This window comes from Geodermatophilus sp. SYSU D00705 (genome assembly GCF_054050135.1).
Genome location: NZ_JBJGYT010000017.1, coordinates 67,998 through 80,026, shown reverse-complemented (window position 1 = coordinate 80,026; position 12,029 = coordinate 67,998). Strand labels below are relative to the sequence as shown.

The window sequence follows — 12,029 nt, the reverse complement described above, 5'->3', positions numbered from 1 at the left end:
AGGAACGCCGTGTCCGACACGCCCAGCGTGCTGTTCGTCTGCGTGCACAACGCCGGCCGCTCCCAGATGGCCGCCGGCTGGCTGCGGCACCTGGCCGGGGACGCCGTCGAGGTCCGCTCGGCCGGCTCGCTGCCCGCCGACCAGGTGAACCCCGCGGCGGTCCAGGCCATGGCCGAGGTCGGCATCGACATCACCGCCCAGCGGCCGAAGGTGCTCACGACCGCGGCGGTCGAGGCCTCCGACGTCGTCATCACGATGGGCTGCGGCGACGTCTGCCCCGTCTACCCCGGCAAGCGCTACCTCGACTGGCAGCTGGCCGACCCGGCCGGCAAGGGTGTCGACGCCGTCCGGCCCATCCGCGACGAGATCGAGGTCCGCGTGCGGGCGCTGCTGGCGGAGCTGCTGCCCGCGTCCACCTGACGTCGCATCTGGCCGACGGCCGTCAGCGGTCCTCACGCGCGCAACCGCCCCGGAGCTCACCCCGGTCGAGTTCGGCAGCGAGGGTGCGCCGGGGGTGAGAGAGCCGGCGAGGGCGTCCCGGTCGTGGTCGAGGACCGACGGTCACGACCACAGCCCCCGTGAGCGGCCGGCGGCGACCCTGGCGGCGACGGCGACGAACCGCTGCGGGGGCATCGGGTCGAGCCGGCGGCCGTCGCGCAGGTCCACCGCCACCTGCCCGGCGGCGGCCTCCCGCTCGCCCACCACCACCCGGTAGGGGACGCGGGCGAGCCGGGCGCGGCGGATCCGCGCGCCGAGCGGCTCGGCCGCGTCGTCGACGTCGACCCGCAGGCCGGCGGCCCGGGCCGCGTCCACCACCTCGACCACGGCCCGCGCCTGCACGGCCGAGGACGCGTCGACCGGCAGCACCACGGCCTGCACCGGCGCGAGCCACACGGGCAGGTTGCCGCCGTGCTGCTCGAGCAGGAACGCCAGGCACCGTTCCATGCTCGAGAGCACCGAGCGGTGCAGCACCACCGGACGGCGAGGGCCGTCCGGGCCGGCGTAGCGCAGGTCGAACCGCTGCGGGAGGAGGAAGTCCAGCTGCACCGAGGAGAACGACTCCTCCCGTCGGCCGCGGCCGGGCATCTGGACGTCGATCTTCGGGCCGTAGAACGCCCCCTCGCCGCGCACCGGCTCGTAGGCCACGCCCAGGTCGTCCAGGACGCCGGCCAGCACCTCCTCGGCCCGGTCCCACCGCGCCTCCTCGGCGCCGTACTTGTCCCCGTCCCCGCGCAGCGAGAGCCGGTAGGAGTGGCCGGCCAGGCCGAGGACGGCGTAGGCGTCCTCGATCAGGCCCACGACGAGCGCGACCTCCTCGGCGACACGAGCGGGGTCGCAGAAGTGGTGGGCGTCGTTGAGGACCATCGCACGCACCCGTGAGAGCCCGGACAGCGACCCGGACGGCTCGTTGCGGAACATCGCGCCCAGCTCGGCGATCCGCAACGGCAGCTCCCGCCAGGACCTCGGCCGGGACCGGTAGGCGACGATGTGGTGCGGGCAGTTCATCGGGCGCAGCACGATCGGGCCGCTCCCGCCGTCCTCGATCGGCGGGAACATCGCCTCGGCGTAGTGCTCCCAGTGGCCGGAGATCTCGTACATGGCCTTCTTGCCCAGCGGCGGTGAGTAGACGTGGGCGTAGCCGGCGGCGCGTTCGACCTCGACGACGTAGCGCTCGAGCTCACCGCGGATGACCGCCCCGGCCGGCAGCCAGACCGGCATGCCGGCGGGCAGCAACGGGTCGGAGGCGAACAGGTCCAGTTCCCGCCCGAGTCGGCGGTGGTCGTCGGCCGGTAGCGACTCGGCCGGCCCGTGCTCGCGAGGGTCGACGGAGGCGGGCAGGGCGGGGTACGGCAGGGCGTTCACGAGGTGCTCCCTGGGGTGGTCGGAGGAGCTCCCGGGCAGCGAACCGGCCCGAAGACGACGCCGGCCCCGGGGAGCTCCCGGGGCCGGATGGGTGGTGGATCGGGGCGGCGCTGGTCAGCGCGCCCGCGGGTTCACGGCGCCGGGAGGTCCCGGCGTCGTGGTGCAGGACCCGCGCGCTGCCATGGCCTCAGTGTGCTCGCCAGCGCCGCGGGAGCAACGGGTTTCCGGAGCCGGCCGTGGCCGAACCGTGGGAGGTCCTGGCCGTTGGGTGGTCGCCACGCGCACGCGTCGTCCCGGGACGCAGAGGTGTGCCGTCCGCTCGGCCGATCGGTCGTACCGTCCCGCTCGTCCGAGGTCCGGGCGCATTCGCCCGGGCGCCAGTGCGTCACCGGGGAGGTCCGCGTGAGCATCGTCGTGCGTTTTCCGGTAGTCGGCTTGACGCGTCAGCAGTACGACGAGGTGAGCCTCCGCCTGGAGAAGGCCGGACTGTGGCCCCCGGACGGGATGCAGATGCACGTGCTGTTCGGGACCGACGGGGACCTGAAGGTCAGCGAGATCTGGGACTCCCCTGAGCAGCTCGCCGCGTTCGGCGAGCACCTCCTACCGGTACTCGCCGAGGTCGGGGTCCAGGCCGCCGGCGAACCGGAGGTCTTCGAGCTCCACAACCTCGAGTTGCCGCGGACGACGGCGTAGTCGGCGGCGCCTGAGCCGGCCTGCCGGCGGCCGCTCAGGCCGGCTCAGGGACTCCCCCCGGGTCTCCACCGGGGTCGTCGGGCGTCGCCTCGATCGGCGGCGGGGGCAACGGTTCCGAGGCGTCGGGGAGCAGTTCGGCCGGATCGTCCGGCACGGGCTGGTCCGGATCGATGGGCGGTTCCGGCTCCGGGAGTGGCACGGTCATGCCCGGAGTCAACAGGCTCCGCTCCGGGTGCGGCCACTCCTGGATCAGCTGTCGAGACGGCTGAGCAGCTCCTCCAGCAACTCCCTCGCCGCCCGGACCCGCTCGGCGTCCTCCCGGTCGATCGTCGCCACCCACGTCCTGAGGAGGCGCTCCGGGTCTGCAGCGGCATCGGCGCCCCGCGGGACGAGGGCCTCCGCTTCCTCCATGACCTCGCAGCACAGGCGGACGCACGCGTCGCAGATGTACACCCCCGGACCTGCCACGAGCTTCTCGACCTGCCCGTGGCTCTTGCCGCAGAAGGAACACTGCAGTGACGTCGCGCTGCCGGTCATCGACGGTCCCCTTCCGGACGCACGTGCCGGGCGACTCGGGCAACGCGTGACCCGGGCCCGAGGGATGACAGGGTCGGCATCACGGGGGCGGTTCGCGGTCCGCTTCGGCCGCGGCCCGGTCACGGTCGTCCTGCTCACGGTCGGCGCGGGCGGCTGCACGGTCCCGCTCCGCCGCGCGCCGGTCCTGCTCCGCCGCCCGGCGGTCGGCCGCGTCGACCGCTCGGTCGGCCTCGGCGCGCGCCCGGTCGTCCTCGGCCCAGCCTCGGTAGCTCGTGTCGACCTCGGCGTCGATGGCCCGCTGCTGCTCGGCCGCGTCGTCCAACAGCCCGCCGGCCGGAGGAGGCCGGTTCGCCCGCCGCGCCTGGTCGGCCCGACGCTCCTCGGCAGCCGCCTCCCGGCGGCCCGCTGCCTCGCCGCGCTCCCGGGCCCGCAGGTCCCGCTCCGCGGCCACCTCGTCGCGCAGCTGCGCAGCCTGCTCGCGTTCCACAGCCGCCTCGTCCCGCCGGTGAGCGGCCCGATCGCGACGCCGGGCCGCATCGTCCAGCGCCCGGCCGGCCGCGATCCGTCTCTGCTCGGCGCGCACCTCGTCCGTGGGATCGGAGATGGTGTCCATGGGCCACCGATGCGCCCGCAGACGCTCGTGCTCGACAGCCTGCAGCGCCGCCGCCGCCTCGCTCAGCAGCCCCCGCGCATCCTCGAGACGGCCCTCCCGCAGTGCCCGTTCGGCCAGGGTGAGGTTCGTGGCGGCGACGCCGCTCTCGGTCACGGCCACCGCCGCGGCACCCCGGCTCAGCCGCTCCCGGAGCCGCCGGACGTCCTGCCGGAGGCGCTCGGAGGCCTGCTCGGCTCGACGGCGCTGCTGCTCCCGGCGCGTCCGCTCGCCCGGCATGAGCTCGTCGGCGGCCCGCTCGTCGGACCCGTTCATGCGTCGAGCGTTCTCCCGACGGAGGCCACGGACAAGAGGCGGCTGCGGCACTCCAGCACGTGCGCCCGAGTACCGGGCCCCTGCACGGTCCGGGAGAGTGCCGCCGGTGGCGCCGCCGTGGGTTCCCAGCCGGACGTCGCCTAGTGGGTCAGCTTGAGCCCGACGACGCAGCCGACGATGCCGGCGAGCAGGAGCACGCGGACCACCGACATCGGCTCCTGGCCCGCCCACATGGCGTAGCCGGCGGTCAGCGCCGCGCCGATGCCGACCCAGACCGCGTAGGCGGTGCCGATCGGCAGGCCCCGCATCGCGTAGGCGAGCCCGGCCATGCTGCTGACCAGCGCGACGGCGAACACGGCGCTCGGTACCAGGCGGGTGAAGCCCTCCGAGCGGCCGAGAGCGGTGGCCCAGACGGCCTCGAGGACACCGGACAGGACGAGGACGAGCCAGTACACGGGGATCTCCTGGAACGCCGTCTTGTCGCTGTCCGGGTACGGCGTCACTCGTCCGGGAGTCCGGCTCCGGACCCACCCCGAGCTTCTCACACCGGCGCCGCCCCGGGCGGTCAGATCGATCACCACCGGCCGGCCGGGGCGGGCACGATGGCGGCCGTGGGCACGACCCGGGTCAGCCGTCACCTGCGCGCACCGCGCTCCGCCGTCTACCGGGCGCTCGTCGACGCCGACGCCGTCGCCCGCTGGAAGGCGCCCCCGGGGATGACCGCCACCGTGCACGAGTTCAGCGGCGCCGAGGGCGGCACCTTCCGCATCTCGCTGACCTACGACGCGCCCGACGCCGTCGGCAAGACGACCGCGCACACCGACACCTACCGCGGCCGGTTCGCGCGGCTGGTGCCCGACGAGCTGGTGGTCGAGGTCGACGAGTTCGAGACCGCCGACCCGGCCCTGCAGGGCGAGATGACCATCACCGTCACGCTGCGGGACGTCGACGGCGGCACCGACCTGCTCGCCGTGCACGAGGGGCTGCCCGACGGGGTCTCCTCCGCCGACAACGAGACCGGCTGGCGGCAGTCGCTGGACCGGCTGGCCGACCTCGTGGAGAGCGGCCAGCTCGGTCCGGGCTGACCCCGGTCCCTCGGCGCCGCGACCGGCGGTGGTGGGCGGCGTCGTGCTCGTCGCGGTGGGGGTGGGCCGCCGCCGCTGAGCCTGCGCATCAGGGCGGGCCGGAGGGGTACCCGGCGTCCCCATGACGACGAGGGTCGAACGCTCCATCCAGGTCGAGGTGCCGCTGCGCACGGCGTACGGGCAGTGGACACAGTTCGAGGACTTCCCGCACTTCATGGGCGGCGTCACCGAGGTGCGCCAGCTCGACGACCGCCGGCTGCACTGGGTCGCCCAGATCGCCGGCGTCCGCCGCGAGTGGGAGGCCGCCATCCTGGAGCAGGAACCGGACACGAGGATCGCGTGGGCCGCCACCAGCGGGGCGACCAACGCCGGGGCCGTGCGGTTCGAGGCGGCCGGGCCGAACGCGACGGTGGTCCACCTGACGCTGGAGTACGAGCCGGAGGGCGTCGTCGAGCGGGTCGGCGACGCGCTCGGCATCGTCGAGCGGCAGGTCCGCTCCGACCTCGAGCGGTTCAAGGCGCTGGTCGAGGACGAGGGCTACCCGACCGGCGTCTGGCGCGGGTCGATCAACGCCGGCGCCGGCGTCGGCACCCCGGGCGTCGAGGACGCCGCGGCCACCCGCGGCGACAGCGGGAAGGCCGGGGTCTCGGGCACCGCGGTCGCGGCCGGCGTCGCCGCGGTGGCCGCGGGCGCCGCAGCCGTGGGAGCGGCGGTGGCCGCGAGCGGCTCCGATGAGGCCGAGGACAAGCCCGGACCGGTGGAGATCCCCCCGTCGGAGCGGCTCGCCGCCCACGCCTCGGAGGCCGGGGCGGGCGTCCCGTCCGAGGTCCTCGACGAGGGGCCGGAGCCGATCGCGCAGCGCACCCTCGACCCCGGCGTCGGCCGCGACGAGGACGGGACCGCCGACCGGCCCCGCTGACCCTCAGGCGCCGGTGCGCGGCGCCTGCCAGATGTCGATGCCGGCGTCGACGGCGTGCTGGTCGATGGCGGCCAGCTCGCCGTCGGCGAACGCCAGGTTCTGCAGCGCGCCGACGTTCTGCTCCAACTGGCCGACGCTGCTGGCCCCGATGAGCACCGTGGTCACCCGGGCGTCGCGCAGCGCCCAGGCCAGCGCCAGCTGGGCCAGGCTCTGCCCGCGCTGCTGCGCGATGTCGTTCAGCGCCCGCACGTGGCCGAGCGCCTCCTCGGTGAGCAGGTCGGTCGACAGCGACTTCTCCTGGCTGGCCCGCGAGCCCGCCGGGACGCCGTCCAGGTACTTGGTCGTCAGCATCCCCTGGGCCAGCGGGGAGAAGGCGATGCAGCCGGCGCCGGCGTCCTCGAGGACGTCGAGCAGGCCCTCGGTCTCGATCCAGCGGTTGAGCATCGAGTACGACGGCTGGTGGATCAGCAGCGGCGTCCCGAGGTCGGCGAGGATCTCCGCCGCCTTCGCGGTGTCCTCCGGGCCGTAGCTGGAGATGCCGGCGTAGAGCGCCTTGCCGGCCCGGACGGCGCTGTGCAGGGCGCCCATCGTCTCCTCGAGCGGCGCGGTCGGGTCGGGGCGGTGCGAGTAGAAGATGTCGACGTAGTCCAGGCCCATCCGGCGCAGCGACTGGTCGAGGCTGGCGGTGAGGTACTTCCGCGAGCCGCCGCCCTGGCCGTAGGGGCCGGGCCACATGTCGTAGCCGGCCTTGGTGGAGATCACGAGCTCGTCGCGGTAGGGCGCGAAGTCGTCGGCGAGGTGTCGGCCGAAGTTCGTCTCGGCCGAGCCGTAGGGCGGGCCGTAGTTGTTGGCCAGGTCGAAGTGCGTGATCCCGAGGTCGAAGGCGCGGCGGAGGATGTCTCGCTGCCGGTCGAACGGGACGTCGTCCCCGAAGTTGTGCCACAGGCCCAGGCTGATCGCCGGCAGGTCCAGGCCGCTGCGGCCGGTGCGCCGGTAGGTCATCGAGTCGTAGCGGGTGTCGGACGCGCGGTAGGCCATGCACTCGATCCAACCAGCGGCCCGGCCGACCGGCTCGGCCGCGACCGAGGGCGGCGGTGTTCCTTGCCGACCCCGCCCCGGCAGTGCCACAGTTCGCACGCGGGCGGCAGCCCCACCGCTCCTCGTTGTTCCGAGGAGGACGTCGATGTTCGGCTTGTCCCGGGAACAACAGCGATACGAGTTGACCTTCCGGTGTCCGCACTGCAACCGCGTGGTCCTGACGCGAGACCGGCGCCCCGACGGCACGCCCATCTCGCGATTCGCCCTCGCGCCGTTCATCGACAGAGGGGCGATCGCGCAGTGCCCCAGGTGCCTCGGGGAATGGCGCGTCTTCGCCCCGGAAGCCGACGTCCGGCCACCACCGCAGACGGCTACGACGGTCACCCTCCGGGAGACCGCGCGGGTCCTCGAGCCGCTCGGCCGCGAGGCACGAGTGATCGACAACTCGCGCAGCGACGTCACGTCCGTCCGCCGGATGGTCGCCACGCACCGCTGGCTACGCCGGTGCGACGTCGAGGTGGAGCGCTCCGAGTCCACGGCCAGCGGGCTCTGCCTCACCCCTAGCCTGCTGGTGGATCTGAAGGCCGAGGTCACGTCCGCCGTCTCCGGCAGGTACGCGAAGACCTGGGAGGAGGAGAACCTCTTCGAGGAGGAGATCGAGGTGACGGTCCCCGGCCGGACCGCCGTCGAGGTGGTTCTCGACTGGAAGCGCGTCTGGCAACGGGGCACCGCGGTCTGCACGCTGCCTCACGGCGGCGTGGTGCAGATCCCCTACGGCCTCGTGGTGGGTGTCACGTTCGACCAGGAGATCCGTGACCTGGAGCGCTGACGGCTGCCCCCTCAGGTGCGGCCGAGGGCGGCGAGGCGCTCGGCCCGGGCGGCGCGCAGCAGGCCGGCCACCCGCGGGTCCTGCAGCGTCTCGGTGCCGTGGACGCGGAGCTTGCGGAACGACTTCCCGGTGCCGTCGAGCAGGCCGCCGTGGTCGAGCCCGGCGCCGTGGTTGAAGCCGAGGTTGAGCACCTGCCCGTACACGGCGAGGTAGGCGTAGTGCTCGGTGGTCTTCTTCGGGCCGACGCCGTAGCCGACCGTCTTCTGGTGCGGCCAGACGACGCGGACGACGTCCGCGTCGGTGCGCCGGACGAGTTCGTCGGCGCCCCGCACCAGGGCGCCCACCTCCTGGCTGACGCCGGCGAGCAGTGCGTCGAGGTCGTCGAGCACGGCGCGGGCTCCTCTCTCGTGGCGGGGCCGCTCGGCCCTGGTGGGCGGCCCCTCAGGGCCTAGGGTCGGGGACGACGACCCCGACCGCCGTCCCCCTGGGAGATGACCGTGCTCCGCCTACTCGGACTCCTGCTGGTCATCTGGCTGGTCATCACCGTCATCGGCGCGGTGGTCGAGGGCCTGTTCTGGCTGGCGGTCATCGGCCTGCTGTTCTTCGTGGCCACCGCCGTGTTCGGCTGGGGGAAGCAGAAGAACCGCCTCTGACCCGGGTCACCGGCGCGTGGCCACCGGCACGCCGGCCAGCTGCCGGGACACCCCGCGCGCGGTCGCGATCACCGCGGGCACGTAGCTCGGCGCGGAGGTGTCCTCCGGGGGGACGACGACCGACACCGCGCCCACGACGACCCCGCCGCGGCCGACCACCGGTGCGGCGACGGCCAGCGCCGGCAGCGGCATCGTGCTCGTCGCCACGGCCACGCCCGACCGCCGGACCTCGGCCAGCACCCTGCGCAGCCGACCGGGCTCGGTGACCGTGTTGGGGGTGTAGCGCTCGAGGGGGCCGGCGAGGACGGCGTCCTGCTCCTCCTTGGGCGCCCAGGCGAGCAGGACCAGCCCGACCCCGCTGGCGTGCAGCGGCAGCCGGCCGCCGATGCGGGTCGCCGTGCGCACCGCCGACCGGGTGGCGAAGTGCTCCACGACCAGCGCCGCGCCGGCGTCCCGCACCGCCAGCTGGACGTTCTGCTCCGTCGCCTCGTAGAGGTCCTCGAGGAACGGCCGGGCGGTGTCGCGCAGCGCGCTGGCCCGGGGCGCGGAGGCGGCGACCTCCCACAGCCGCAGCCCGGCGCGGTACCGGCCGTCCGGCTGCCGCTCCAGGCCGCCCCAGGCCGCGAGCGTCTGCACCAGCCGGTGGGCCGTCGACAGCGGCATGCCGGTCTCCCGGCTCACCTCGGTCGCCGACAGGCCGGCGGGCGCGGCACCGATCGCGTCGAGCACCGCGCACACCTTGGACGCGACGCTGCGCGACCCCGTTCCGGGCACCCGGACCACCTCCGATCCTCCCGACTATAGGGAGGGCTGTTGTCCGGGACACAGTGACCCGGGTCCCATGGAGCGCAGTGGCCGGGGCGTCGACCCCCGGCACCTCCCCAGGTGCGGGCAGTCCGCCCGCCCCTCCCCCTGCCGTCCGGAGTGCCCGGACGCCCGTTCGCGGAGGCAACGTGTCCATCGACGTCCTCGCTGTCGTCGTACTGCTCGCCGTGTTCCTCGTCGGCACGATCAGCACGGTCAACATCGGCGCGCTGGCGCTCGTCGGGGCCTTCGCCCTCGGCACGCTGGTGCTCGGTGAGGACGTGCCCACGATCCTGTCGGGGTTCCCGGCCAACCTCTTCACGCTGCTGTTCGGCATCACCTACCTGTTCTCCGTCGCCGCGGCCAACGGCACGACGGAGTGGCTGGTGATGTCGATGGCCAGGCTCGTCCGCGGCAACGCACGGGTCGTGCCGCTGCTGCTCTTCGCGGTCACCGCCGCGGTCACCTCGGCCGGCGCGCCGGGTCAGGCCGCCGCCGGGATCATGGCGCCGATCGGCATCAGCCTGGCCCGCGAGTTCGGCATCCGCCCGCTGCTGGCCGGTCTGATGGTCGTCACCGGCGTCGGCGCGGGCACCTTCTCGCCGCTGTCCACCCTCGGGATCATCGCCAACGAGGCCGTGGCCGGCGAGGGCTTCGACGTCAGCCCGGTCACCCTGTGGCTGGGGACCCTGGCGTTCAACGTCGTCCTCGCCGTCGCCGTCTACGTCGTCCTGGGCGGCCTGCGGGCCACCGGCGAGCGGCTGGGCGACGCGGTTCGCGCCACCGACGGCGGCGGGACCCCGCTGGAGTCGGCGCCCTCCGCCGGCATCGGCGGCGGTGGTGCCGCGACGGTCGTCGCGTCGACGGCGCCGGTGATGCTCCGCCCCCGGCTGGACGCCGCCCGGGCCACCACGCTGGTCGCGATCGCACTGGTGGCGCTCGGCTCCCTCGTCCTCGGCTGGGACATCGGCATGCTGGCGATCGTGGCCGCCGTCGCCGTCCACGTGGTGTTCCCCCGCAAGGCCAACACCGCGCACATCAGCTGGAACGTCATCCTGCTGGTCTGCGGCCTGGTCACGCTGATCGAGGTGCTCGACCGCGCCGGCACGATCACGCGCATCGGTGAGGGCGTCGCCGGCGTCGGCTCCCCGGTGGTCAGCGCGCTCCTGCTCTGCGGGGTCGCCGCGCTGGTGTCGGCGTTCGCCTCCAGCACCGGGGTGATCGGCGCGATCGTGCCGCTCGCGATCCCGCTGATGGCCCTGGGCCACCTCTCCCCCACCGCGCTGCTCATCGCGATCGCGCTGTCCGCGACCGTCGTCGACGCCAGCCCGTTCTCCTCGGTCGGCGCCCTGGTCGTGGCCAGCGCACCCGAGGACCAGCAGCGTTCGGTCTCGCGCAAGCTGCTCACCTTCGGCCTGACGATGATCGTCGTCGCGCCGCTGGCCTCCGTCCTGCTCTTCGTCCTGCCCGCCCAGCTGGGCTGATCCCCACCCCGAGAGGAGCGCCCCCATGGCCGCACCCGTGTTCACGATGGCCTGCCAGGCCTACGACCGCATGCAGGCGCTGCGCGACGGCACCGTCCGCGTCGGCGGCGCGGAGCTGAACTTCCTCGACCTGCCGGTCGAGGAGACGTTCTTCCGGATGCTCAAGTTCGGTGAGTTCGACATCGCCGAGCTGTCCCTGTCCAGCTACGTGATGACCCTGGGCCGGGGGGCGCCGTTCGTCGCGGTGCCGGTCTTCCCGTCCCGGGCCTTCCGGCACAGCGGCATCTACGTCCGGTCGGACTCGCCGATCAAGGACCCGGCCGAGCTGGCGGGCAAGACCGTCGGCGTGCCCGAGTACCAGATCACCGCGTCGGTGTGGATCCGCGGGACGCTCGCCGAGCACCACGGCCTGCCGGTGGAGTCGGTGCGCTACCGCACCGGCGGCCTCGACGAGCCCGGCCGCACGGAGAAGGTGCAGCTGGAGCTGCCGGCCGGCGTCGAGGTGACCCCGATCGGGTCGTCCGAGACGCTCTCCCAACTGCTGCTCGACGGCGAGCTCGACGCGGTCTACAGCGCCCGCAACCCGGGTCCGTTCAACACCCCGGGCGGGGGCGGCATCCGGCGGCTGTTCGGCGACGCCGCCGAGGTCGAGCGGCAGTACCACGCCCGCACCGGCATCTTCCCCATCATGCACACGCTGGTGATCCGCCGGGAGGTCTACGAGCAGCACCGCTGGCTGGCCCGCGAGCTGGTCAAGGCCTGTGGCGCGGCCAAGGACGTCGGCCTGGCCGGCGTCGGTGAGACCGCCGCGCTGCGCTACGCCCTGCCGTGGCTGTGGGCCGAGGTCGAGCGCACCCGGACCGCGCTCGGGGAGGACTGGTGGCCCTACGGCCTGGAGGCCAACCGGACCACGCTCGAGACGTTCCTGCGCTACCACCACGAGCAGGGCCTCTCGCCGCGGCGGTACGAGCCCGAGGAGCTGTTCGCCCCGGAGTCGCTGGCCGCGGTCGTCGTCTGAGCACCCGCGCACCCGGGCGCCCCGGTCCCGCACCTCGCGGGGCCGGGGCGCCGTCGCGTCAGGCGGTGCCCTCATCGCCCACGGGTCGCCGTCGCGCCGGGCGGGGACGGCGTGCGGACTCACCCTCCGGGGGTGACGCCGGACCGGCCCGGGCCCCCGGAGAGTTCCCCGGACAGCGCCG

Annotated in this window: 15 protein-coding genes and 1 riboswitch; of the genes, 8 read left to right on the top strand and 7 right to left on the bottom strand. The window is 74.3% G+C overall.

Annotated features, from left to right (window positions below; translation table 11 throughout):
* Positions 1 to 9 precede the first annotated feature (9 nt).
* The gene (locus ACI78Q_RS14790) at positions 10 to 420 is read left to right on the top strand and encodes an arsenate reductase ArsC (protein ID WP_456924156.1); all 411 of its coding nucleotides are present in this window, start codon (positions 10 to 12) and stop codon (positions 418 to 420) included.
* Positions 421 to 561: 141 nt separating this feature from the next.
* On the opposite strand, the gene thrS is transcribed toward ACI78Q_RS14790, so the two are convergent.
* Positions 562 to 1,863, bottom strand: a complete 1,302-nt coding sequence (thrS, locus tag ACI78Q_RS14785) for a threonine--tRNA ligase (RefSeq protein WP_456924155.1) — start codon at positions 1,861 to 1,863, stop codon at positions 562 to 564.
* A gap of 435 nt (positions 1,864 to 2,298) precedes the next feature.
* Here thrS and ACI78Q_RS14780 point away from each other — a divergent pair, with 435 nt between their 5' ends.
* On the top strand, positions 2,299 to 2,556 hold the full coding sequence (locus ACI78Q_RS14780; protein WP_456924154.1) for a hypothetical protein: 258 nt from the start codon (positions 2,299 to 2,301) through the stop codon (positions 2,554 to 2,556).
* A gap of 249 nt (positions 2,557 to 2,805) precedes the next feature.
* Here the strand turns inward: ACI78Q_RS14780 and ACI78Q_RS14775 are convergent, their stop codons facing one another.
* The 3 genes from ACI78Q_RS14775 to ACI78Q_RS14765 form a co-directional block, all read right to left on the bottom strand.
* On the bottom strand, positions 2,806 to 3,093 hold the full coding sequence (locus ACI78Q_RS14775; RefSeq protein ID WP_456924153.1) for a ClpX C4-type zinc finger protein: 288 nt from the start codon (positions 3,091 to 3,093) through the stop codon (positions 2,806 to 2,808).
* A 79-nt stretch (positions 3,094 to 3,172) separates the two neighbouring features.
* A complete protein-coding gene (locus ACI78Q_RS14770; RefSeq protein ID WP_456924152.1) occupies positions 3,173 to 4,018 on the bottom strand; it encodes a hypothetical protein in 846 nt (281 codons plus the stop codon).
* Between the two features lie 140 nt (positions 4,019 to 4,158).
* Positions 4,159 to 4,473 carry a DMT family transporter gene (locus tag ACI78Q_RS14765; protein WP_456924151.1) on the bottom strand — a complete coding sequence of 105 codons (315 nt, stop codon included), beginning with the start codon at positions 4,471 to 4,473 and terminating at the stop codon, positions 4,159 to 4,161.
* Positions 4,474 to 4,484: 11 nt separating this feature from the next.
* A riboswitch (guanidine-III (ykkC-III) riboswitch) is annotated at positions 4,485 to 4,550 on the bottom strand.
* 70 nt (positions 4,551 to 4,620) lie between these two features.
* Between ACI78Q_RS14765 and ACI78Q_RS14760 the strand changes: the two genes are divergently transcribed.
* Positions 4,621 to 5,103, top strand: coding sequence for an SRPBCC family protein (locus ACI78Q_RS14760; RefSeq protein WP_456924150.1), 483 nt, complete (start codon positions 4,621 to 4,623; stop codon positions 5,101 to 5,103).
* A gap of 121 nt (positions 5,104 to 5,224) precedes the next feature.
* Positions 5,225 to 6,022 (top strand): SRPBCC family protein, encoded by a 798-nt coding sequence (locus tag ACI78Q_RS14755; RefSeq protein WP_456924149.1) that lies wholly within the window; start codon positions 5,225 to 5,227, stop codon positions 6,020 to 6,022.
* 3 nt (positions 6,023 to 6,025) lie between these two features.
* On the opposite strand, the gene mgrA is transcribed toward ACI78Q_RS14755, so the two are convergent.
* A complete protein-coding gene (gene mgrA / locus ACI78Q_RS14750) occupies positions 6,026 to 7,060 on the bottom strand; it encodes an L-glyceraldehyde 3-phosphate reductase (protein ID WP_456924148.1) in 1,035 nt (344 codons plus the stop codon).
* A 211-nt stretch (positions 7,061 to 7,271) separates the two neighbouring features.
* Between mgrA and ACI78Q_RS14745 the strand changes: the two genes are divergently transcribed.
* A complete protein-coding gene (locus ACI78Q_RS14745) occupies positions 7,272 to 7,889 on the top strand; it encodes a hypothetical protein (protein WP_456924147.1) in 618 nt (205 codons plus the stop codon).
* A gap of 11 nt (positions 7,890 to 7,900) precedes the next feature.
* Here the strand turns inward: ACI78Q_RS14745 and ACI78Q_RS14740 are convergent, their stop codons facing one another.
* On the bottom strand, positions 7,901 to 8,278 hold the full coding sequence (locus ACI78Q_RS14740; protein ID WP_456924146.1) for a hypothetical protein: 378 nt from the start codon (positions 8,276 to 8,278) through the stop codon (positions 7,901 to 7,903).
* A gap of 102 nt (positions 8,279 to 8,380) precedes the next feature.
* Here ACI78Q_RS14740 and ACI78Q_RS14735 point away from each other — a divergent pair, with 102 nt between their 5' ends.
* The gene (locus tag ACI78Q_RS14735) at positions 8,381 to 8,542 is read left to right on the top strand and encodes a hypothetical protein (RefSeq protein ID WP_456924145.1); all 162 of its coding nucleotides are present in this window, start codon (positions 8,381 to 8,383) and stop codon (positions 8,540 to 8,542) included.
* Positions 8,543 to 8,548: 6 nt separating this feature from the next.
* Here the strand turns inward: ACI78Q_RS14735 and ACI78Q_RS14730 are convergent, their stop codons facing one another.
* Positions 8,549 to 9,316 (bottom strand): IclR family transcriptional regulator, encoded by a 768-nt coding sequence (locus ACI78Q_RS14730; protein WP_456924144.1) that lies wholly within the window; start codon positions 9,314 to 9,316, stop codon positions 8,549 to 8,551.
* 179 nt (positions 9,317 to 9,495) lie between these two features.
* Here ACI78Q_RS14730 and ACI78Q_RS14725 point away from each other — a divergent pair, with 179 nt between their 5' ends.
* Both ACI78Q_RS14725 and ACI78Q_RS14720 read left to right on the top strand, forming a co-directional pair.
* Positions 9,496 to 10,830, top strand: coding sequence for an SLC13 family permease (locus tag ACI78Q_RS14725; RefSeq protein WP_456924143.1), 1,335 nt, complete (start codon positions 9,496 to 9,498; stop codon positions 10,828 to 10,830).
* A gap of 25 nt (positions 10,831 to 10,855) precedes the next feature.
* Positions 10,856 to 11,848 carry an ABC transporter substrate-binding protein gene (locus ACI78Q_RS14720; RefSeq protein ID WP_456924142.1) on the top strand — a complete coding sequence of 331 codons (993 nt, stop codon included), beginning with the start codon at positions 10,856 to 10,858 and terminating at the stop codon, positions 11,846 to 11,848.
* The last annotated feature ends 181 nt before the right edge of the window (positions 11,849 to 12,029 follow it).

Excerpts from the sequence above, each read along its gene's own strand:
- ACI78Q_RS14775 (WP_456924153.1), bottom strand. The coding sequence starts at position 3,093 with ATGACCGGCAGCGCGACGTCACTGCAGTGTTCCTTCTGCGGCAAGAGC.
- ACI78Q_RS14770 (WP_456924152.1), bottom strand. The coding sequence starts at position 4,018 with ATGAACGGGTCCGACGAGCGGGCCGCCGACGAGCTCATGCCGGGCGAG.
- ACI78Q_RS14760 (WP_456924150.1), top strand. The coding sequence starts at position 4,621 with ATGGCGGCCGTGGGCACGACCCGGGTCAGCCGTCACCTGCGCGCACCG.
- ACI78Q_RS14755 (WP_456924149.1), top strand. The coding sequence starts at position 5,225 with ATGACGACGAGGGTCGAACGCTCCATCCAGGTCGAGGTGCCGCTGCGC.
- mgrA (WP_456924148.1), bottom strand. The coding sequence starts at position 7,060 with ATGGCCTACCGCGCGTCCGACACCCGCTACGACTCGATGACCTACCGG.
- ACI78Q_RS14735 (WP_456924145.1), top strand. The coding sequence starts at position 8,381 with ATGACCGTGCTCCGCCTACTCGGACTCCTGCTGGTCATCTGGCTGGTC.
- ACI78Q_RS14720 (WP_456924142.1), top strand. The coding sequence starts at position 10,856 with ATGGCCGCACCCGTGTTCACGATGGCCTGCCAGGCCTACGACCGCATG.